The following is a 20912-nucleotide window of genomic DNA, read 5'->3' as shown; positions in this document are numbered from 1 at the left end:
TTTTTGCGAACTTTTAAGACCAAACCACTTTACCAGAGGCAATCGTCACAACTGGCCAACCTTTCAGTTCCCAACCGATGAATGGTGTGTTCTTGCTGCGCGAAACGATCTCTTCTTTCAACACAGGGCGAGTCGTTTCCAAGTCTACGATTGTAATATCTGCCGCGCTGCCAACTTCTAAGGTTCCGTATGGAAGTCCGAATACGTCCGCTGGTTTCTTCGTCATGCGATCCACGAGGAAGCCCAGTGTCCATTTGCCAGTCAGAACAAATTTCGTGTAAAGCAAAGAGAATGCTGTTTCGAAGCCGAGGATGCCGAATGGCGCTAACATCATGCCTTTCGCCTTCTCTTCTTCCGTGTGTGGGGCATGGTCAGTAACGATGATGTCGATCGTGCCATCTTCTAGACCTTCAATCACGGCCTGTACATCACGCGGCGTACGCAGCGGCGGGTTCATCTTCCAGTTCGCGTCCATACCTGGGATATCTTCTTCAGACAGCACCAGATGATGCGGGCAAACCTCTGCAGTTACCTTGATACCGAATTGTTTCGCATGACGGATCAAACGAACCGATTGCTCGGTGCTGACGTGGCAAACATGGTAGTGTACGCCCGTTGCTTCTGCCAGAAGCACGTCACGGCCAACATGAATCGCTTCGGATTCATTCGGGATCCCTTTCAAGCCATGCTTCTTCGCGAAAGTTCCTTCTGTCACTGGAGCGCCTACAACCAAGGTATCATCTTCACAGTGTGCAATGATTGGCATGCCCAAGGATGCTGCTAGTGCCATCGCATCTTTCATCATTTGGGCGCTTTGGACGCCAACGCCGTCGTCTGTGTAGCCGATAACGCCCGCTTCCTTCAACGCTGCGAAGTCTGTCAGCTCGCGACCCAGCTCGTTTTTCGTGATGGTGCCGTAAGGGATAACGCGGATGACGCCTTCTGTCGCTGCTTTATCTAGTATGTAGTTGACTGTATCAACCGTATCGATTACAGGCCTTGTGTTCGGCATGCAAGCGATCGTTGTGAAACCGCCGCGAGCCGCTGAACGTGTGCCTGTTGCGATGTTTTCTTTATGCTCGAAGCCAGGCTCTCTCAGATGCACGTGCATATCGATGAAACCAGGTGAAACCAGCTTGCCAGCGGCATCGATCACTTCATGCCCTGCGGTTTGCGGCAAATCGCCGTTTGAAGCGTCAACGACCTTGGCGATTTTATCATTTTCTATCAAAATGTGTTTCTTCGTTTGTACATTATTCACATCAACGGTTTGTCCGTTTAGAATCCAAATTCCCATGCTGTGTAAATCCTCCTCGATTTCTGAGAGACTTTTGACTTCGTCAAAAGATCCCTATATTAGGATAACGCTCGTTCGATCACGGCCATGCGAATTGGCACGCCATGTGCAATTTGTGTGAAAATCTTCGATTTCGGATGTTCCACGAGTTCGTCATCCAACTCAACGTTGCGGTTAACAGGTGCCGGATGCATGATGATCGCATGCGGCGCCATGCGGTTAGAACGTTCTACCGTTAAACCATAGTGCTCGCGGTACTCTTCTGCCGACTTGAGCAATCCGGTGTCATGACGTTCCAGCTGCACGCGCAGCATCATCACGACGTCCGATTGCAAAGCCTCTTCGAACGTGACGTAAGGCGCGAACTCGGCAAGCTCAGGCGCTTGCATACTTGGCGGCGCACAAAACTTCACTTTTGCTCCCAGTGCAAGCAAGCCCCACAGATTCGAGCGAGCAACGCGGCTGTGCAAAATGTCTCCGACGATCGAGACAGTCAATCCTTTAATTGCGCCGAAATGCTTGCGCATCGTGTAGAAGTCAAGCAGCGCTTGTGTCGGGTGCTCGTTGTTGCCGTCTCCTGCATTGATGAGCGGGATTTTGATTTTCTCAGCAAGCTCCTGCAACACACCATTCGGTTTTAAGCGAATGACTCCAGCGTCGATGCCCATCGATTCCAGCGTGCGAACCGTATCGTAGATGGATTCGCCTTTTTGCACACTGGATTCCGCAGCCGAGAAATTCAGGACGTCCGCGCCTAAACGCTTTTGCGCCAGCTCAAAGGAGAAGCGAGTTCTTGTACTATTTTCAAAAAAAAGATTGGACACGAATTTCCCTTGTAAAGGATTGTTCACTTTATTCGGATGCCCTTCCCAATACGCTGCGCGGTCAAGCAGACTTGTAATTTCCTCTGCACTTACGCCTTTCAGTCCCAAGAAATGTCTAGATGTCGATACGCTCACATTACTCACTCCTGTTTCCCCCTCAGCCATCGGATCATGACTTCATCTTTATCATCAATTTCAGTTAGCTTGACTACAATGCTTTCACTTTTGGACGTTGGTACGTTTTTGCCGACATAGTCAGGTCGGATCGGCAGCTCGCGATGACCTCTGTCCACTAAGACGGCGAGTTGAATCATTTGCGGTCTACCCAGATCAATCAAGGCGTCCATCGCGGCCCTTACAGTTCTTCCTGTGTAGAGTACATCATCGAAGAGGATAATTTTACGATCCTGAATTTGGAGCTTGCCGCCTTCTTGCACGTTCTCTACCGATTTGACCTTCACGCGATCATCGCGATAGGAGGTGATATCGATCTCCCCTACTGGAATTGGAATCCCTTCAATCTCAAGAATCCGTTCTGCGACTCGCTTCGCTAAGTAAATGCCTCGGGTCCGAATCCCAATCATGGTACAATTCTCTACACCTTTATTCTTTTCAAGTATCTCGTGTGCAATCCGTGTTAGTGCTCTACGAATTCCCATTTCATCAATAAGGGTGTGTTCCGCTGTTTCACTCAATGTTCTCGCCTCCCTGGCGCCATGTTCTTAGCAATTTTCACTGTGATTTCCCGTGTGGAAAACCAAAAAACTCCTTGCCCATGGTTCGGCAAGGAGTTGCGAGTGCATAAAAAGATAGAGCGGGGCTGTAGGATGCGCACATCCTCAAGCGTACTGAATCGCAATTCAGTATTCCCGACTTTTCTAATCGTTTTACCTTGCCAGCCTCTCTGGACTGTTTTTAAAGGCACATATGTAATTAAAGGGATTATCCCACTTTCGACACGATAAGTCAATATTTTTTTGCCTATTAAATCACTACAAATTTTGGGCAACGTGAAAAGCATGTGTTATAATTTACATATGAAAATGCGCATCACCTCATCATTCATGAAGTTGATGCGGCTACTACGCGAAGGAGGAAGTTATGTTCAAATTGTTTAGGTTTTTGAAACCTTACCGCGTTTCCGTGATTGCCATCATTACCTTAATGCTCCTGCAATCACTGGCCCAGCTCTACTTGCCCACCCTGCTCTCTGACATCGTCGATGTCGGGGTTGTCAAAGGCGATGTTAGCTATATTCTGATGTACGGCGGTTATATGCTGCTTGTCGCCATGGGCGCGATGGCTTGCGTCATGGTCGCCAGTTACTTGCTGGCGAAGACGGCTACAGGTTTTGGTCGTGACTTGCGACGCAATTTGTTTGCGCATGTTGAGAGCTTCTCTTTGCATGAGTTCGACAAGCTAGGAACCTCTTCCCTCATTACAAGAACGACGAACGATATTGCCCAAGTTCAGCAATTAGTCGTGATGACGCGGATGTTCATCGGTGCGCCAACGATGCTGATCGGCGGTGTCATCATGGCTTCCTACAAAGATGCGCATTTGGCGATCATCCTCATTGCCGTGATCCCGATTCTTGCCCTAGTGATTGCAGGGATTATGCGGACAGGTTTGCCGTTATTTAAAACACTGCAAGTCAAAATCGACGGCATCAACCTTGTGCTGCGCGAACATTTGACTGGGATCCGTGTTATTCGTGCCTTTAATCGTTCTGAGCATGAAAAGACCAAGTTTGAACGTGCTAATCAAGATTTCACCCAAGTTGCGACAAAAGTAAATACAATCATGGCTTCGATGATGCCAGTGATGATGCTTATTTTTAACCTTGGGATCGTGGCAATTCTTTGGTATGGCGGGATTCGTATTGATCATAACCAGATGCAAATCGGTGATCTTATGGCTTTCATTCAATATGCCATGCAAATTATGTTCAGTATGTTTATGATGACGATGATTTTTATGATGATTCCTCGCGCGTCAGCATCTGCCGTACGTATTAATGAAGTGCTCGCGATTCAAACAAACATACATAATGCCCCGCATGCTGAAAAGCTTCATGACAATCAAACAACGATTGCTTTCAACCATGTGACTTTCAGTTATCCAGGTGCTGAACAGCCAGCTGTTCAGGATATTACGTTTGAAGCTGCCCCTGGGGAAGTCACTGCGATTATTGGCGGGACCGGTTCGGGTAAAACAACGCTCATTAATTTGCTGTTGCGGTTTTATGATGTGGATTCTGGCTCCATTACGTTAAATGGGCTGCCTCTTCCATCCCTATCTTTAGAAAGCGTTCGGAATCAGATGGGCTATGTGCCGCAGAAAGCGGTGCTGTTCTCAGGTACCGTGACAGACAATTTGCGTTTTGGCGCAGATGTTGCCTCTCCTGAAGATCTGGCACATGCCGCAGCTACCGCACAAGCAGCTCAATTCGTGGAAGAAATGAAGGACGGCTACGCGTCTGTGCTTGCCCAAGGCGGCACAAACCTGTCTGGCGGTCAGAAGCAGCGACTTTCGATTGCACGTGCACTGGCTCGTAAGCCGAACATTTATATTTTCGACGACAGCTTCTCGGCACTCGATTTCAAAACCGATGCCAAGCTGCGCGCTGCACTTAAATCAGAAACCGAACGAGCAACGATGATTATCGTTGCACAGCGGGTCAGCACGATCATGGATGCACAGCAAATCATCGTTCTGGATGAAGGACGTATTGCTGGCAAAGGAACACACAGTGAGCTCATGAAAACGTGTGAGGTTTATCAAGAAATCGTATCTTCTCAGCTGTCAGAGGAGGAAAGTGCATGAGTAACAAACCAAAAGAGCCTCAACAACCCGCTGCTGGCTTTAATCCCGGCAATTTTGGCCGTGGCGGAATGGTTGGCATGGGTAGACCCGTTCAGAAGGCGAAAGATTTCAAGGGTACATTAAAGCGGCTTCTCACCTATTTAAAGCCGTTTCGTGTTTCCATTTCTACCGTATTGGCTGCAGCCATTCTCAGTACGGTATTCAGCATCGTCAGCCCGAAGCTCATGGGGAATGCGACAACAATACTTTTTGAAGGTGCGATGGCGAAGTTTAATAAGGTCGCTGGCGCAAAAATTGATTTCGACGCGATTCAACACATCGTTCTCATTCTAGCTTTGCTTTATATCGTCAGTTCGGCACTGACCTATATCCAACAACGCGTGATGGTTGGTGTTACACAACGTATCGTTTTCCAATTACGACAAGACATTAGTGAAAAGCTGACTCGTGTGCCGTTGTCCTTTTTCGACGCTAGGAGCCATGGGGATACGATGAGTCGAGCAACGAATGATGTCGATACCATCTCCTCCACCATGCAGCAAAGCTTAACACAGTTGATAACGTCCATTGTTACGTTGCTCGGGATTATCGTGATGATGCTGACCATTTCTCCTCTGTTAACATTGGCGACGATCATTACATTGCCGTTAAGTATTTGGGGCACGAAAATGATTGCTTCCCGCTCACAGAAATATTTCATCGGGCAGCAGCGTACACTAGGCGAGCTCAATGGACATGTAGAAGAGATGTTCACAGGTCACACGATCGTGAAAGCTTTTGGACAGGAACAGCAATCGGTTGACAAATTCAACGCCATCAATGACCGTCTATACCATTCTGGTTGGAAGGCGCAGTTTATTTCAGGTTTGATTTTCCCCTTGATGTCCTTTATCGGGAATATTGGCTATGTGCTCGTGAGCGTGATTGGCGGGATCATGGTTACCCACAATGCCATCAAAATCGGTGATATCCTAGCGTTCATCCAATACTCTGGTCAATTCGGTATGCCGATTACGCAAGTTGCGAATATCGCGAACGTGATACAATCTACGATTGCAGCAGCCGAACGTATTTTTGAGTTGCTGGACGAGCCCGAAGAAGTGTTAGAACAGAAAGTGACACAGCCCGTTCATCAAGTGAAAGGTCACGTACAGTTCGAGCATGTCGCCTTCTCTTACAAAATAGATACACCGCTAATTACGGATATGAATATCGATGTGAAGCCTGGTCAAACCGTTGCGATTGTAGGCCCAACAGGTGCTGGTAAAACGACCATCGTTAACCTGCTCATGCGTTTCTATGAATTGAACAACGGCCGCATCACTATTGACGGTGTTGACTCCCGCGACATGACGCGAAGTCATCTTCGTTCCTTGTTCGGCATGGTACTGCAGGATACATGGCTGTTCAACGGCACAATCCGTGAGAACATTGCCTATGGACGCAAAGGTGCTTCAGAAGCCGACATCGTCGAGGCAGCTCGCGCTGCATATGCAGATCACTTCATTCGAACGTTACCCGACGGGTACGATACGATTCTTAATGAAGAAGCTTCCAATCTGTCTCATGGTCAAAAACAATTGCTTACCATTGCCCGCGCCATCCTTGCGGATCCACCTATTTTGATTCTCGACGAAGCTACGAGCAGTGTCGATACCCGAACAGAGGTATCAATTCAGCATGCGATGAATCATTTGATGGAGGGTCGCACCAGCTTCGTGATTGCACATCGGTTATCTACGATTAAAGAGGCCGATCTCATTCTCGTTATGAATCAAGGAACCGTGATTGAACAAGGCACGCATCGAGAGCTTCTCGAGCAACATGGCTTCTATGCCGACCTCTATAACTCGCAATTTGCTCAAAAAGCTGTGTGAAACGATTGGCTCTCACGCCCCCTTTCTGCTAATATAGGAGAGTCAATCATAAATTTGAAGGAGATGTCACCATGTCTGAAATGAATACCCTAGAAATTATCCAGTTTATCAAAGAAAGCAAAAAGAAAACTCCCGTGAAAGTATATGTAAAAGGAAACCTAGACGGTCTTGAGTTCGGCGAAGGCAGCCAAGCGTTTATTACTGGCGGCAGCGGTGTCGTTTTCGGTGAGTGGAGTGTGCTTCAACCGATTCTAGAAGCTAATAAAGATAAAGTTGTTGATTTCGTAGTTGAAAATGATCGCCGCAACTCTGCTATTCCTATGCTAGATTTGAAGCACATCAACGCTCGTATCGAGCCAGGCGCTGTTATCCGCGATAAAGTACATATTGGCGATAACGCGATTATCATGATGGGCGCTTTGATCAACATCGGTGCGTCCGTTGGCGACGGTACGATGATCGATATGAACGCTGTGCTTGGCGGACGTGCGCAAGTAGGTAAAATGTGTCACATCGGCGCTGGTGCCGTTGTAGCAGGTGTTATTGAGCCACCTTCCGCACAACCATGTGTGATCGAAGATGACGTGCTTGTTGGCGCTAACGCGGTTATCCTTGAAGGTGTACGCATCGGTAAAGGTTCCGTTGTTGCTGCTGGCGCAATCGTAACACAAGATGTGGAAGAGTACACAGTTGTTGCGGGCGCACCTGCTCGCGTCATCAAAAAAGTAGACGACAAAACGAAATCCAAAACGGAAATTCTTGCAGATCTTCGCACCCTGTAAGGTGAGTTGGAGGACATCGTTATGCTAAGCCCTTTCGTAGAGCTGCGGCGCCAGCTTCATCAAATCCCAGAGCCGGGATTTCAGGAGTTCAAGACGCAGCAGCTGCTACTTGACCAGCTAGCAAAGCTGCCGCAGGATCGATTAACGATCCGTACGTGGCGGACAGGCATTCTGGTTTATATCAAAGGTTTGAATCCGAGCAAACGCTTCGGCTACCGCGCCGATATGGACGGACTGCCGATTACGGAAGAGACGGCGCTTCCTTTCCCCTCTCAGCATCCTGGATATATGCACGCATGCGGGCACGACTTTCACATGTCGATTGGCATGGGGGTCGTGAGCCATTTCGTTCAGCATCCGATGCAGGACGATCTTGTCGTGTTGTTCCAGCCTGCTGAGGAAGGGCCTGGCGGCGCACTGCCGATGTTATCGGCGGAAGAACTGCAGGACTGGATGCCTGACCAAATGGTCGCGCTGCATATTGCGCCAGAATATCCAGTCGGAACCATTGCTGTCCGACCTGAAATTTTGTTCGCCAACACATCGGAGCTGTTCATCGATTTGCTCGGCAAGGGTGGCCATGCGGCCTATCCGCATCAAGCCAATGATATGATCATCGCGGCAACGCAAATGGTTGGTCAGCTGCAAACGATCGTTTCGCGGAATGTAAATCCGTTAGATTCCGCCGTCATTACGATTGGTAAGATGGAAGCTGGCACGAAGCAAAATATCATCGCGGAGAAAGCACGCTTGGAAGGTACAATTCGCACCTTATCGGCAGCATCCATGGATAAGATCAAAGGACGCATCGAGGCGGTTGCCGCGGGTATTGAGGCTTCCTTCGATTGCAAAGTTGCAATCGATTGGGGCTCCAATTATCGGCAAGTGTACAACGATCCTGCATTGACCGTTGAATTCATGGAATGGATTCGCGGGCGCGACAATGTGACGCTTTTCCAATGTACGGAAGCGATGACGGGTGAAGATTTCGGCTACTTCCTCGAGAAGATCCCAGGCTTCATGTTCTGGCTTGGCGTGGACACACCGCATGGCCTTCACAATGCGAAGCTTGATCCGAATGAGGATGCTATCGACATCGCGATTGATACTATTACGGCTTATCTGCGATATAAATCCAGCTAAGATTGAATACACAAAAACCCTCCAAATCTCACTGCAGTGGGAGTTGGAGGGTTATGTTTGTCATGCTACGCAATCGGGAGATTGTTGGCATGTGGGTGAATTAATGTGAGTGCTGAGACTGCCGTTTCGGGCGTCTCAGTGTTACATTGCTGCGGATGGGCTGCCGAGACGCGATTTTGGGAGGCTCAGCTCGCGAAGCCGGCGGTTCGGTGTCACGACTGTAGAACCGCCTGCATAAAAGCCGCTGCTATCAACATAGCAACGGCTTTTGATCATTTCAGCTTACTCACGAATCGCTCGAGTCGATCCAACGATTGCTCAAGAACATCTTGCGCATAGGCGTAGGATATTCGTATGTAACCCTCTCCATACGGAGTAAACGCATCCCCTGGCACTACCGCGACATGCTCCTCTTGCAGCAATCGCATCGCAAATTCCTGCGAGGATAGGCCAAACTTGGCGATCGACGGGAACAAGTAAAACGCCCCATCTGGCTTTTCCAATTTGATGCCCATCGCCACTAAACGTCCGTAAACGTAGTCTCTGCGAGCTTCGTACGCTTCGCGCATCGGGAGCGCATCATCGATACCAACGGTCAGCGCCTCCAATGCTGCATATTGGCTCACGGAGCTCGCACAGGTAACGTTGTACTGATGCACCTTTACCATGTGCTCCGTAATATACGCAGGTGCCATCGTAAACCCAATCCGCCAGCCTGTCATCGCATGCGATTTGGACAAGCCGTTAATCACAATCGTCTTCTCACGCAGTGAGCCGACCGTCGCGATGGACTGATGACGAACACCATAAACGAGCTCGCTATAGATTTCATCCGATAAAATGAACAAATCACGCTCAGCCAGCAACTTGGCGATATTGACAATTTCCTCAGACGACAGCACTTGACCTGTCGGATTAGAAGGATAGCAGAGAATGACGCAACGCGTCTTCTCTGTTAAATACGGCTTCAACAGCTCAGCCGTCAATTTCAAGCCATTCTCCCTCGTATCCACATAGACGGGAACGCCCCCCGCCAAGCGAATTAACGGCTCATAGCCAGGGTAAATCGGTGCTGGAATAATCACTTCCGCACCAGGCGTAAGTATCGTCCGCAGCGTAATATCCACCGCTTCACTCGCACCAGCGGTCACAATGATTTCATCCGCAGCGCGATACGTTTGACCGTACTTCACCTTAACGAAGTTCGATACGGCTTCACGCAGTTCGATCAATCCTGGATTTTGCGTATAGACCGTTTTGTTCTGATCCAGCGCCCTCTGACCCGCTTCAATAATGTGCCGCGGCGTCGGGAAATCTGGTTGACCAATGGTTAATGTCAAAGCGCCTGGGATGGTGCTGACAAGATTTGAAATTTTGCGAATACCTGAAATTTGAATCTCTTTCACTTGCGGATTAATCAAGTGCTCCAACATCTGCAGCTCTCCTCTCCCATGAACCGTAACAACGACTAAGTTGTCCGTATTGTTTGCAGCAAATTGTCCATATCTGGCGGGATTGGCGCTTCGAATTGCATCCATTCCCCCGTACGCGGATGTTTAAACCCAAGAATTGCGGCATGCAGGGCTTGACCCTCCATTAACATGCCTTTGCTTTTCCCGTACATCGGGTCTCCGACCAGTGGATGACCAATGAACTTCATATGCACCCGAATTTGGTGCGTACGGCCCGTTTCAAGCTTCAGCTCCACGAGCGTGAAGTCACCAAATCGTTCAATGACGACAAAGTGCGTAACAGCGGTTTTACTATTTTTCTCCGTAACGGTATACATCTTGCGATCATGCGAATCGCGGCCGATCGGCGCGTCGATGGTTCCTTGATCATGCTGCAGATTGCCGTGGACGAGTGCGATATATTTACGATTCACCGTATGTGCCTTCAGCTGTTCGGCAAGACTGGCGTGTGCCCTATCATTTTTGGCTGACATAATCAGACCTGAAGTGTCTTTATCAATGCGATGAACGATACCAGGACGCAATTCACCGTTAATCCCAGAAAGATCTTGACAATGAAACATCAGCGCATTCACCAGGGTGCCCGAGTAATGACCAGGTGCTGGGTGCACGACTAGTCCTCTTTGCTTATTAATCACGATGACATCGCTATCCTCATACACGACGTTCAGCGGAATGTCCTCACCTACAAGCTCCACGCCCTGAGGCTCTGGAATTTGCAGTGAAATAAGATCATTGACGGAGAGCTTGTGATTTGCTTTCACTGTCCGCCCATTCACCGTTGCATGCCCGTCTTTCACCCATTGCTGGACTAGCGTTCTCGAAATATCCTCTTCCAAGGCTTCCGTAATAAACTTATCAATCCGTTCATTGGCAAAAGGCGGTTCAACTGTCCATTCCATCGTATCTGGAGATATGGAATCAGGTGAGGTCTGGTTTGTGTTCATGTAAAGCTCCTTTTTTCTCTTTTCTTGCTGTTAGGATTGAATCGAGGAAGATGAGAATAACCCCCACAACAATGCAGGAATCAGCTACATTGAAAATTGGGAAGATATAATCGACGTCCGTGCCAAAAAAGCTGAAAACAAAGGTAAATTGAAAGAAATCAACGACCTCCGCAAATAAGGCGCGATCTACGAAATTCCCGAAGGCTCCGCCTAGCAATAAGCTTAACGCAAAAGAAAGTAGTACCTTATCTTCTCTCGCTGTTTTTCTTAAATACCAAACAATCCCAATCAGGACAATCGTCGTAATGACGATAAAAAACCAGCGTTGGTTTTGCAAAATACCGAAAGCAGCTCCCCGATTGCGATGGGACGTAATCATGAAAAAATCACCGATCACGGGATGTTCTTCACCTAAAGTTACTTTTTTGACAATGATCCATTTCGTGACTTGATCCAAAATAAATGCGATGATCGCGTATAAATAATATTTCATGTATTTCATTTCAAGATTCCTCCTAAATTTTTGAAAGCTGTCACCATGCCTTATTTACAAGGAATTACCTCACTAAAAAAAGCTGTCACTCGGCATGATAAACGGTATGAGTAAGCTGTTTGAAGGGAGCTGAATGACCTATGAGCCATTTAACTGAGGAACAATTGAAATCACTTTATGTACAACTGTTGGAGGAAAAGGTTGCACTTGAAAAACATTTTGCCGCCAATGATCAATTCGGACTGGCCAATTCCTTCTCCGATTCAATCGGAGAGCTATCCATGTATGACAATCACCCAGGAGATATCGGGTCCGAAATTTTTGAACGCGCCAAAGATATTTCACTGAACGAACACGCCGAGATGCATTTGCAACAAGTCAATGAAGCGCTGGCACGTATGGAACGCGGCGAATATGGTGTGTGTGTATTCAGTCATCAGCCCATCCCATTTGAGCGATTAGAAGCTATACCTACAACGCTTTACAGCATCGACCATGTGCCTGATCCAGATCAATCCTTCCGTCGCCCCGTTGAGGAGCAGGTGCTTTATCCGCCATTTGGCCGTACGAGCTTCGACGAGAGGAACGATGAAACCGAGTTCGACGGTGAGGATGCTTGGCAAATTGTTGAAAGCTGGGGCACCTCGAATACGCCTGCTTTTGCTGAAAGCAATGGAGTGGAAGACTACAACGATATGTACATTGAAGCCGATGAAAAGGAAGGCTATGTCGAATCATTCGAAAGCTTCGTTGCCACTGATTTGTATGGCGAGCACGTCACGATTGTACGAAGCAAAGCTTACAATGACTATATGCATAGCGATGAAGGCGACCCTTTCCTTGAACCAGATCAAAATGCGGATCTTGACGAGTAAGATATCCCTAGGATAAACAGGACAAACGAGCCTCGCACAACGCGTAAGCTCGTTTGATTCCTTTACTCGTGATAGTGAGCAGTCACAACATCCGTACATCTTACACATAGGGTTGGATGTTCTTTACTGTGCCCTACCTCAGGAGTCACTATCCAGCAGCGTTCACATTTCTCACCTTCTGCAACCGTGATCGCAATAGCCACATCTTTGGATTGAAGAGCCCCCTCAGGAGCCGTCGTTCCCGCAGGATATAGATTCACTCCAGAAACAATGAACAACTGATCCAATTGCTCGAATTGGTTCAATAGTGCGAACATTTCTGCATTCGGATACAAATTCACCGCTGCTCCGAGTGAGTTCCCAATAACCTTCTCCTTACGAGCTTCCTCTAACGCCTTCAGAACATCATCACGCACTTCCAAGAAGCTATTCCATTTATGTTCAAGTTGCTCATCGTAAATGCCCGTTTCTACTTCTGGCAGCTCAGCTAGTTGAACACTGCTTAGCGTAGTCGCTGGGATGTAACGCCATACCTCATCAGCTGTATGAGGAAGAATTGGCGAAATCAGCTTCGTAATCGCCGTAAGCGCGGCATAGAGTACTGTTTGAGACGCTTTACGCGCTGAATCTTCTGGTGCATTCGCATAGAGACGATCCTTAATGATATCCAAGTAGAACGAGCTCATTTCAACTGCACAGAAATGGTGAATCGTTTGGTACACCAAGTGGAACTCGTACGCATCATACGCATGAATAACTTTCTCAATCATACGATTCAGACGGATTAACGCATAGCGGTCAAGCTCAGAAAGATCTGCGTAAGCAACACGATCTGTTTCTGGGTTAAAATGACTCATGTTCCCCAACAAGAATCGCATTGTGTTACGGATTTTACGATACACTTCGGTCGTTTGGTTCAAGATATTATCCGAGATCCGGTGATCGGACTGATAATCCACTGATGATACCCATAGACGAAGAATATCTGCGCCTAGCTTGCCGCATACCGCGTTCGGATCAATTGTATTACCGATGGATTTGGACATTTTGCGTCCTTCGCCATCGAGCGTAAAGCCATGACTTAAAATCCCTTTGTACGGAGACTTCTCTCTAGTCGCTACACCCGTGATCAGTGAGGAGTTAAACCATCCCCGGTATTGGTCAGAGCCTTCGAGATACAAGTCTGCTGGCCATTGAAGCTCAGGACGGGACTCCAGCACTGCGATATGACTCGAACCCGAATCAAACCACACATCCATAATATCCGTTTCTTTACGGAAGTCGCCGTGTCCGCACTTGGAGCAGCACGTTCCTTCTGGAAGCAGGTCCTTCTCTTCCTTGATAAACCAAGCATTCGAACCTTCGCGCTCAAATAATTGGGCAACATGCTCAATCGTTTGTTCGTTCACGAGCGGCTCATTACAGCTGCGGCAATAGAAAATTGGGATTGGAACGCCCCATGCCCGCTGTCTGGAAATACACCAGTCTCCACGATCTGCAATCATGTTATGCAGACGAACTTCGCCCCACTCTGGCGTCCATTTGACTTGCTTAATCTCATCGAGCATCGCTTGTCGGAACAGATCAATCGACGCGAACCATTGCTCGGTAGCCCGGTAAATTACAGGCTTCTTCGTACGCCAGTCATGTGCGTATTGATGCTGAATATCAGCTGCTTTCAACAATAAGCCATTCTCTTGCAGCTTCTCGATAATGAGCTTGCCGCCTTTTTCATAGAACAAACCTTCATACCCTGGTGCTTCCGCTGTAAAATGACCTTGATCGTCCACAGGGCACAGCACGCCGATATTGTAGCGCTGCCCGATCGTAAAATCATCTTCCCCGTGACCTGGCGCCGTGTGAACGCAACCCGTACCTGCTTCAAGCGTTACGTGTTCGCCAACCATTACAAGGGATTCACGATCATAGAATGGATGTTGGCACGTTACGAACTCCAACTCGCTGCCTTTCACTGTGGACAATATTTCGTATTCGCTCCAGCCGATATCCTTAGCTGCTGCTGCCAGCAAGCCTTGTGCCAATACATATTTTTTGCCTGCTGCTTGCACAATCGCATAATCGAATTCAGGATGCAAGGAAATCCCTAAGTTCGCAGGAAGCGTCCACGCAGTTGTTGTCCAAATGACGATTGCTGCGTCTTGTGGCAATTTACCTTTGCCGTCTTTGACAGGGAATGCGACATAAAGCGAAGTTGACGTTTTCTCTTTATACTCGATTTCCGCCTCCGCCAACGCACTCTCGGATGATGGAGACCAGTAGACAGGCTTCAAGCCTTTGTAGATGTACCCTTTCTGAACCATCGTGCCGAAAACACGAATTTGCTGAGCTTCATACCCTGGTTGCAGGGTAATGTACGGGTTTTTCCAATCGCCGCGGATACCTAGACGTTGGAATTGGCTTTTCTGCTTCTCCACCGATTGGAGGGCATACTCCGCGCAATATTGACGGAACTCAGGAACCGTCATTTTCTTGCGATCCACTTTTCCGCTGTTCGTGATCACTTGCTCGATCGGCAAGCCATGTGTATCCCAACCTGGGACATACGGCGCGTCAAAGCCTTGCAAGGTTTTGAATCGAACGATAATATCCTTTAAGACTTTGTTCAGGGCATGACCAATATGAATATCGCCATTCGCATACGGAGGACCATCATGTAAAATGAATTTCGTTCTTCCTTTGCGGCTCTCTTGTACTTTGGCATACATGTCTTCGGATTCCCAGTGCTCTTGCATTTTCGGTTCCGCTTGTGGCAAATTGCCTCTCATCGGGAACTCGGTTTGTAATAAATTTAACGTTTTGCCATAATCCATACGTCCCACTCCATCCTGCTTCAATCTCGTTTACGTTCTTAGAAAACAAAAAAAGCCTCTCATCCCCAAAAAGGGACGAGAAACTCTACTCGCGGTACCACCCTCGTTAAGAGCTTAAGAACAAACGCCCCTGGCGATTGAACACAGCTACTTCACTCGATCATGTGTAACGGCATGACCCGTTTCTCTCTACTTCATTCAAGAGACGCTCCTGGGAGATATTCGGTACGCTGCAGAGATTAGGCTCACACCAAAACCCTAATTCGCTGACACTGCTTATAACGTCCTACTCGTTCCAGTCATAGCTTTATTGCGATACATTTAACAGGAGTATACCCAATTCACCAGGCATAGTCAATATACGATCAGCCTAGATCAAATTTAGCTCTCTTCAGCATGTTCAAACTGCATACTTTGCCAGCCTTCTGTGTTCAATAACTCAAGCTGCGCTTCAAGCAAAGTCCGGAAGCGTGTCCGATAAATCGAAGCTTGCTTCTTCAATTCTTCGATTTCGAGGGCAACTTTGCGGGAACGAGTCAAGGATTCATTAATAATCCGGTCTGCATTCTTCTCCGCTTCCTTCAGAATCAGCTGCGCTTCTTTCTTGGAATTGTTTCTGACCTCATCGGCCGCTTCTTGCGCCACGATAATCGTCTTGCTGAGCGAATCCTCGATATGCGTGAAATGATCCAAACGTTCTTGTAAAGCTAATGTCTGATTTTGCAAATCCTTATTTTCACGGATTAGAGCCTCATAGTCCTTGATGACTTGATCCAGGAATTCATTCACCTGATCCTCATCATATCCGCGAAATGAACGAGAAAACTCTTTATTATGTATATCTAACGGTGTTAATGGCATCAGTGCCCCTCCTTCGCGTTTTGCGCAGCAAAACTGATTTCGTAAGTGCATGCTTAGCGCTTGAACGCCAGCCTACACCTAGGTCTATACAGTTCAGTTCGACAGAAAACTAGCAATTCCTGCAAAGTTCGTGGATAAATTATCCACGATCATGCATACTTGCCAATTTTCACACGAATTCGACCCTTTTTCGATATGCCCTCCACTTCAAGCACCTTAAACCTGCCGAATCCTTGCAACGAAATCAGATCTCCCTCTTTCAAAGGTTTGCTCGGATCCTCTTCCAGTTTCCAATTCACACGGCATCGGCCTGCTTGAATCGGCTGCAAAATTTTCGCCCGGCTGAGCCGAAACACATCGCTGACGATCCCGTCCATACGCATCGATGCAACGGACAGATGCAACTCTTCCAACTGCACTTTCGCAAGCTGCAACTGTTCCAAAGGAAGCAACTCCGTCTGAACGTGCACACGGTGCACTTGGGACAGGTTCAAATGCAAATAATCTGCGGCATCCTGTGTCACCAGACAATGGCAGCCGCCTTCTATAACATGAATATCGCCAACCTTGTCTCGCTTCATGCCGAGTCCAAGAATGGCGCCCATGTAATCTCCATGTTCTAATGTTAGAAATTTGCCATCCCCCGAAGAAACCGATAACACCGCCATCGCCATGTCTTCGCCTTCCAAGACGCGATAGTCTGGAGCAATCAATGCTCGTCTCCGTTCTGCAGCATCATACCCGCCATCGAAGCGGCAATGCACATCAGCGTTTCGGTTAACGAGAGAATTCAAGATAAAGGCTTGTCTGGGGTCTAGAAAATCGGTTAATTTCACAACATGCTGCCCAGCAGCACGTTCCACCCAATCTAGAGCCTTATCCACAAAATGATGCTCGTCGGAATGAAAATGTCCGTAAATGTCTTTCAAGATTAGAAAATCCCCACAATGAATTGAAGTACCGCAATAATCCCCATAAACACGAATTGTAACGCAATCAGCGCCACGATTGGCGAAAGATCGATGAAACCAATGCTCGGAATGATTTTACGGAAAGGAGCTAAATAAGGTTCAACCAGCTTCGCAAGCAGTCCACCGACAAAACTGTCACGAGCATTCGGAAACCAAGATAAGATCAAATATCCAATAATCATGAAATAATAAATTTCTTTAAGCAAGCTTAAAACACTGATAACGTTACCCACCTAGTCATCCACCTCTGTCTTAGGATATACGTCTATTCTTCGCCTATCATCTCGGAGATGTGACCGTGAATATCGACTGAATCTGGCGTGCAGAGGAAGATATTCGGTCCAAGCTTAGAGATAGACCCATTCAATGCGTAAACGGTTCCGCTCAAGAAATCGACGATTCGAATCGCTTGGTCGCTGCGTACACGTTGCAAATTGACAACAACTGCTCTGCGCGAACGTAAATGATCGGCAATGTCTTGTGTTTCCTCGTAGGTACGAGGCTCGCTGAGCACAACACGGGAATTTTTCTGAGAATGAATACTTACGACATTCGCCTTATTTTTATTACGTAATTCATAAGGATTGGTTTCAGGTTCTTCCGTCGTTTCAATAATTCGTTCGCGCTCTACAATTTCTTCTTCTTCCTGGAGGCCAAGAAAATTCATAAATCGGTTATATACACCCACAAGTGTTCCCTCCTAACAAAATATGAAATCCGATTACCTGCCTGATATCAGGTTTCCTTGCCGACAAGCACAGTTCCTAAGCGCACCCAAGTGGCTCCCTCTTCAATAGCAACTTCGAAGTCGCCCGACATGCCCATGGATAGCTCTGTCACTTCATACGGGAATAGCTTCCGCTCATTCAGTCGATCCCGCAGCTCACGCAAGCCACGGAAGACAGGCCTCGTTTCCTCCGCTTCCAGCTCATAAGGAGCCATCGTCATCAGACCGCACACGCGAATATTCGAAAGCTTACTGACTTCCTCGGTGAAGGCAAAAAATTGGTCAGGCGCAACGCCATACTTCGTCGCTTCTCCCGAGATGTTCACCTGCAGGAAGCAGTTCACGACAAGTCCAAGGGCAGCCCCCTGCTTGTCCAATTCCTTCGCCAGTGACATGCGGTCAAGCGAGTGAATGTAAGCAAATTTACCGATCACATCTTTCACTTTGTTCGTTTGCAAATGTCCAAGGAAATGCCAAGTCCCACGTTCATGCAGCGCTTCCCACTTCGGTTTCACATCTTGCCAACGATTCTCACCTATATGCTGTAATCCCATATCCAGTACTTGTTGCGTCGTTTCCAGTGACACATACTTGGTAACAGCGATGACTTTAACGTCCTCTACTTGCCGATCCGCTCGCTGACAAACGGCTGCAATGCGTGCTTCAACCTCTTGCTTTTGTTCGGCAATGCTCATTCTTCAACACCTCAATTCAACACAGCTTGCCCCATCATGCCAACAAGCCGATCCATGCAATCATTCGACCGGTAGAGCCCTCCTCTTTGCGATGCGAAAAGAAAAGGTCATTTCTGCAACTCGTACATAACTGTGTTACTTCGATATGGGACGACAAAATTCCTGCTTGCTCGATCAATTTCCTATTCATGACTTGCAAATTCAGCATATACTTCGAATTGCCTTTATCCGTTAAAATAGCTGCTTTCTCTTCTTGTGAAGATTGCATTTCATCCAGAACCTGCTTAACTCTCGAAGCAACCGTTTCATCCACCTCGTAGCAGCAGGCGCCAATTGAAGGCCCTACGACCGCATAAATGTCCGATGGCTGGCTACCAAAAGTATGTGTCATTAAGGATATTGTAGCCATGGAAATGTTTAACACCGTTCCTTTCCAACCCGCATGCGCAAGCGCAACGACTCGCTTCACAGGGTCATAGAAGAACAGCGGGACACAATCCGCGAACTGCGCACAAAGCACGATTCCTTTTTCCTGGGTGATAAAACCATCCTTCGCTTGCAAGGCCGTCTCCCTTGCCACTCTGCCGCTTCCTTGCTCGTTCAGACTCACAATCGCGACGTCTTTCCCATGTACCTGCTCCGCATAGGTGAAAGCATCAAATGGAAGCCCTAGGACGTCTGCTATGCGCTCACGATTGATCACGACGTCCTTTGGATCATCATTGACATGTAGACCACAATTCAACGAATGAAAGGGCGCCCGACTCACGCCACCCCAACGGCTTGAAAAGCCTGCCGTGACCTCAGGAAATTTTCCACTCCATGGTTCGATATGTAAAAGGACTGGTCGGTCCTCTCGGCCTGTTATCGTTTCTGATTTCACCACAAATGGTTCCATGTCCATTCTCTCCCATTCTCAGATCTACTCTCTACTTTAGCATACAAAACAAAAAGACACACGGCCTCCCGTGCGTCACCCGTCAATTCCGATATTGACGGTTAAACTCATAAACACTGTCCGTATCGTCCGTTTGCCGGTACGGTCGCACATCCTCAAGCTTCACGAGTACTACATCAGCACCAATTTTCACGATATGCTTCCAAGGAATGATCACATCGGTTCCAGAACCGAAAAGTCCGAAAAATCGGGTTTGATTCGGCACAACGATAGCATCGATCCGTCCTTGCCGCAGATCAAGCTCCAAATCACTGATTTGTCCAAGCTTCTTGCCGTCCACAATATTGATTACGTCCTTCGTCTGGAAATCAGATATTTTCATGTGCTTTATCACCACGCATCTCATTATCAAAGTGAAGGGATTTGATATTAGTATATGTGCCTGCCCAGCAAAATGTCCTGTGTAGAAAAAAAAGACCTTCACAGCTTGTCTGCACAGGCCGATCCAGTCTTTGTTGATTGCCATTTACGTTTTCACATGTTTCTGCATTTGGCAGATCGCGGATTTTTCAAGCCTTGACACTTGCGCCTGCGAAATACCGATTTCATCCGCAACTTCCATTTGGGTCTTACCTTCAAAGAATCGCATAGAAAGAATCATTTTCTCTCTGGCGTTCAGCTTATGCATCGCCTCGCGTAAGGCAATACCTTCAATCCAGGACATGTCCTTATTTCGCTCATCACTAATTTGGTCCATGACATAAATGGGATCTCCCCCATCATGATAGATTGGTTCAAATAACGAAACCGGATCCTGAATCGCGTCCAGGGCGAATACCACATCTTCTTTCGGAACATTGAGCGCTTCGGAAATTTCATAAATCGACGGCTCGCGCGAATTTTGATTCGTTAAGCTGTCTCTCACTTGTAAAGCTTTGTAAGCAATATCTCTCAAGGAACGAGAAACGCGAATCGGGTTATTGTCTCGTAAGTAGCGGCGTATCTCACCTATAATCATCGGAACCGCATAGGTCGAGAATTTGACATTTTGACTCAAATCAAAATTATCGATGGCTTTCATCAAACCAATACAACCAACTTGGAAGAGATCGTCCACATACTCTCCACGATTGTTGAACCGCTGAATCACACTCAGAACCAACCGTAAGTTGCCATTGACCAATTTCTCTCTTGCAGTTCTTTCCTGTTTAGTTTGCAAGTCAGTGAACAACTCACGCATTTCTGCATTGGTCAGAACAGGCAGTTTGGCGGTATCAACTCCACATATCTCAACTTTATTTCGGGTCATCGTGATTACCTCCCAAGGAGAAACATTACTGTTAATTATCCCCGTGAGCGGTCGATTTATTCCTACCCCATCCGTCCTCCAGCC

21 protein-coding genes and 1 other annotated feature are annotated in these 20912 nt (G+C 47.5%); of the genes, 5 read left to right on the top strand and 16 right to left on the bottom strand.

From position 1 onward, the window contains the following. Window positions 1-13: 13 nt before the first annotated feature. From MJB10_RS10365 to pyrR, 3 genes are read right to left on the bottom strand one after another with little or no spacing between them, the layout of a single operon-like run. Entirely contained in the window at window positions 14-1297 is a 1284-nt protein-coding gene (locus tag MJB10_RS10365) for a dihydroorotase (RefSeq protein WP_314804447.1), read from the bottom strand. Between the two features lie 59 nt (window positions 1298-1356). Beyond that, window positions 1357-2265, bottom strand: coding sequence for an aspartate carbamoyltransferase catalytic subunit (locus MJB10_RS10360; protein WP_397386593.1), 909 nt, complete (start codon window positions 2263-2265; stop codon window positions 1357-1359). Beyond that, window positions 2262-2816: a bifunctional pyr operon transcriptional regulator/uracil phosphoribosyltransferase PyrR gene (pyrR, locus tag MJB10_RS10355; RefSeq protein WP_314804442.1), complete on the bottom strand. Its 555-nt coding sequence runs from the start codon at window positions 2814-2816 to the stop codon at window positions 2262-2264. The genes MJB10_RS10360 and pyrR overlap by 4 nt, the downstream gene beginning before the upstream one ends. Before the next feature lie 406 nt (window positions 2817-3222). On the opposite strand from pyrR, the gene MJB10_RS10350 reads away from it, so the two are divergent. From MJB10_RS10350 to MJB10_RS10335, 4 genes are all read left to right on the top strand, one after another. Further along, a complete protein-coding gene (locus MJB10_RS10350) occupies window positions 3223-4947 on the top strand; it encodes an ABC transporter ATP-binding protein (protein ID WP_314804434.1) in 1725 nt (574 codons plus the stop codon). Then, window positions 4944-6824: an ABC transporter ATP-binding protein gene (locus MJB10_RS10345; RefSeq protein WP_314804431.1), complete on the top strand. Its 1881-nt coding sequence runs from the start codon at window positions 4944-4946 to the stop codon at window positions 6822-6824. The genes MJB10_RS10350 and MJB10_RS10345 overlap by 4 nt, the downstream gene beginning before the upstream one ends. A gap of 71 nt (window positions 6825-6895) precedes the next feature. Further along, on the top strand, window positions 6896-7606 hold the full coding sequence (gene dapD, locus MJB10_RS10340) for a 2,3,4,5-tetrahydropyridine-2,6-dicarboxylate N-acetyltransferase (protein WP_314804428.1): 711 nt from the start codon (window positions 6896-6898) through the stop codon (window positions 7604-7606). Between the two features lie 21 nt (window positions 7607-7627). After that, entirely contained in the window at window positions 7628-8749 is a 1122-nt protein-coding gene (locus tag MJB10_RS10335; RefSeq protein ID WP_314804426.1) for an N-acetyldiaminopimelate deacetylase, read from the top strand. A gap of 141 nt (window positions 8750-8890) precedes the next feature. Here the strand turns inward: MJB10_RS10335 and MJB10_RS10330 are convergent, their stop codons facing one another. From MJB10_RS10330 to lspA, 4 genes are read right to left on the bottom strand one after another with little or no spacing between them, the layout of a single operon-like run. After that, window positions 8891-9025, bottom strand: coding sequence for a hypothetical protein (locus tag MJB10_RS10330; RefSeq protein ID WP_314804423.1), 135 nt, complete (start codon window positions 9023-9025; stop codon window positions 8891-8893). After that, the gene (locus MJB10_RS10325) at window positions 9022-10179 is read right to left on the bottom strand and encodes an aminotransferase A (RefSeq protein ID WP_314805564.1); all 1158 of its coding nucleotides are present in this window, start codon (window positions 10177-10179) and stop codon (window positions 9022-9024) included. The genes MJB10_RS10330 and MJB10_RS10325 overlap by 4 nt, the downstream gene beginning before the upstream one ends. 38 nt (window positions 10180-10217) lie before the next feature. After that, complete coding sequence (locus tag MJB10_RS10320) at window positions 10218-11168, bottom strand: RluA family pseudouridine synthase (protein WP_397386592.1); 951 nt, start codon at window positions 11166-11168, stop codon at window positions 10218-10220. After that, the gene (lspA, locus tag MJB10_RS10315) at window positions 11143-11661 is read right to left on the bottom strand and encodes a signal peptidase II (protein ID WP_397386625.1); all 519 of its coding nucleotides are present in this window, start codon (window positions 11659-11661) and stop codon (window positions 11143-11145) included. Before lspA ends, MJB10_RS10320 begins: the two co-directional genes overlap by 26 nt. A 140-nt stretch (window positions 11662-11801) precedes the next feature. On the opposite strand from lspA, the gene MJB10_RS10310 reads away from it, so the two are divergent. Then, the gene (locus tag MJB10_RS10310) at window positions 11802-12536 is read left to right on the top strand and encodes a TraR/DksA C4-type zinc finger protein (protein ID WP_314804413.1); all 735 of its coding nucleotides are present in this window, start codon (window positions 11802-11804) and stop codon (window positions 12534-12536) included. A 62-nt stretch (window positions 12537-12598) separates the two neighbouring features. Here the strand turns inward: MJB10_RS10310 and ileS are convergent, their stop codons facing one another. The 9 genes from ileS to sigG all read right to left on the bottom strand — a co-directional run bounded on the left by ileS (window position 12599) and on the right by sigG (window position 20828). After that, a complete protein-coding gene (gene ileS, locus MJB10_RS10305; RefSeq protein ID WP_314804410.1) occupies window positions 12599-15367 on the bottom strand; it encodes an isoleucine--tRNA ligase in 2769 nt (922 codons plus the stop codon). Window positions 15368-15435: 68 nt separating this feature from the next. Beyond that, window positions 15436-15679, bottom strand: a binding site (T-box leader). Window positions 15680-15748: 69 nt separating this feature from the next. Continuing rightward, on the bottom strand, window positions 15749-16228 hold the full coding sequence (locus tag MJB10_RS10300; RefSeq protein ID WP_314804408.1) for a DivIVA domain-containing protein: 480 nt from the start codon (window positions 16226-16228) through the stop codon (window positions 15749-15751). A 149-nt stretch (window positions 16229-16377) separates the two neighbouring features. Continuing rightward, window positions 16378-17160, bottom strand: a complete 783-nt coding sequence (locus MJB10_RS10295; protein WP_314805561.1) for a YlmH family RNA-binding protein — start codon at window positions 17158-17160, stop codon at window positions 16378-16380. Beyond that, window positions 17160-17432: a YggT family protein gene (locus tag MJB10_RS10290; protein WP_314804405.1), complete on the bottom strand. Its 273-nt coding sequence runs from the start codon at window positions 17430-17432 to the stop codon at window positions 17160-17162. Before MJB10_RS10290 ends, MJB10_RS10295 begins: the two co-directional genes overlap by 1 nt. Before the next feature lie 32 nt (window positions 17433-17464). Further along, window positions 17465-17887: a cell division protein SepF gene (locus MJB10_RS10285; RefSeq protein ID WP_314804403.1), complete on the bottom strand. Its 423-nt coding sequence runs from the start codon at window positions 17885-17887 to the stop codon at window positions 17465-17467. A 47-nt stretch (window positions 17888-17934) separates the two neighbouring features. Then, entirely contained in the window at window positions 17935-18621 is a 687-nt protein-coding gene (locus MJB10_RS10280) for a YggS family pyridoxal phosphate-dependent enzyme (protein ID WP_314804394.1), read from the bottom strand. Window positions 18622-18655: 34 nt separating this feature from the next. Further along, a complete protein-coding gene (gene pgeF / locus MJB10_RS10275; protein WP_314804391.1) occupies window positions 18656-19519 on the bottom strand; it encodes a peptidoglycan editing factor PgeF in 864 nt (287 codons plus the stop codon). Window positions 19520-19601: 82 nt separating this feature from the next. Further along, window positions 19602-19901: a YlmC/YmxH family sporulation protein gene (locus MJB10_RS10270; RefSeq protein WP_314804388.1), complete on the bottom strand. Its 300-nt coding sequence runs from the start codon at window positions 19899-19901 to the stop codon at window positions 19602-19604. A 144-nt stretch (window positions 19902-20045) separates the two neighbouring features. Beyond that, window positions 20046-20828, bottom strand: coding sequence for an RNA polymerase sporulation sigma factor SigG (gene sigG / locus MJB10_RS10265; protein ID WP_314804385.1), 783 nt, complete (start codon window positions 20826-20828; stop codon window positions 20046-20048). Between the last annotated feature and the right edge of the window lie 84 nt (window positions 20829-20912).

The organism is Paenibacillus sp. MBLB1832 (genome assembly GCF_032271945.1).
GTDB lineage: Bacteria > Bacillota > Bacilli > Paenibacillales > NBRC-103111 > Paenibacillus_E > Paenibacillus_E roseopurpureus.
The sequence above is the reverse complement of the archived record's forward strand: the minus strand, read 5'-3'. Positions and strand labels throughout refer to the sequence as shown.

Excerpts from the sequence above, each read along its gene's own strand:
- MJB10_RS10365 (WP_314804447.1), bottom strand. The coding sequence starts at position 1,297 with ATGGGAATTTGGATTCTAAACGGACAAACCGTTGATGTGAATAATGTA.
- MJB10_RS10350 (WP_314804434.1), top strand. The coding sequence starts at position 3,223 with ATGTTCAAATTGTTTAGGTTTTTGAAACCTTACCGCGTTTCCGTGATT.
- MJB10_RS10345 (WP_314804431.1), top strand. The coding sequence starts at position 4,944 with ATGAGTAACAAACCAAAAGAGCCTCAACAACCCGCTGCTGGCTTTAAT.
- dapD (WP_314804428.1), top strand. The coding sequence starts at position 6,896 with ATGTCTGAAATGAATACCCTAGAAATTATCCAGTTTATCAAAGAAAGC.
- MJB10_RS10335 (WP_314804426.1), top strand. The coding sequence starts at position 7,628 with ATGCTAAGCCCTTTCGTAGAGCTGCGGCGCCAGCTTCATCAAATCCCA.
- MJB10_RS10330 (WP_314804423.1), bottom strand. The coding sequence starts at position 9,025 with ATGATCAAAAGCCGTTGCTATGTTGATAGCAGCGGCTTTTATGCAGGC.
- MJB10_RS10320 (WP_397386592.1), bottom strand. The coding sequence starts at position 11,168 with ATGAACACAAACCAGACCTCACCTGATTCCATATCTCCAGATACGATG.
- lspA (WP_397386625.1), bottom strand. The coding sequence starts at position 11,661 with ATGAAATATTATTTATACGCGATCATCGCATTTATTTTGGATCAAGTC.
- MJB10_RS10310 (WP_314804413.1), top strand. The coding sequence starts at position 11,802 with ATGAGCCATTTAACTGAGGAACAATTGAAATCACTTTATGTACAACTG.
- ileS (WP_314804410.1), bottom strand. The coding sequence starts at position 15,367 with ATGGATTATGGCAAAACGTTAAATTTATTACAAACCGAGTTCCCGATG.
- MJB10_RS10300 (WP_314804408.1), bottom strand. The coding sequence starts at position 16,228 with ATGCCATTAACACCGTTAGATATACATAATAAAGAGTTTTCTCGTTCA.
- MJB10_RS10280 (WP_314804394.1), bottom strand. The coding sequence starts at position 18,621 with ATGAGCATTGCCGAACAAAAGCAAGAGGTTGAAGCACGCATTGCAGCC.
- pgeF (WP_314804391.1), bottom strand. The coding sequence starts at position 19,519 with ATGGAACCATTTGTGGTGAAATCAGAAACGATAACAGGCCGAGAGGAC.
- MJB10_RS10270 (WP_314804388.1), bottom strand. The coding sequence starts at position 19,901 with ATGAAAATATCTGATTTCCAGACGAAGGACGTAATCAATATTGTGGAC.
- sigG (WP_314804385.1), bottom strand. The coding sequence starts at position 20,828 with ATGACCCGAAATAAAGTTGAGATATGTGGAGTTGATACCGCCAAACTG.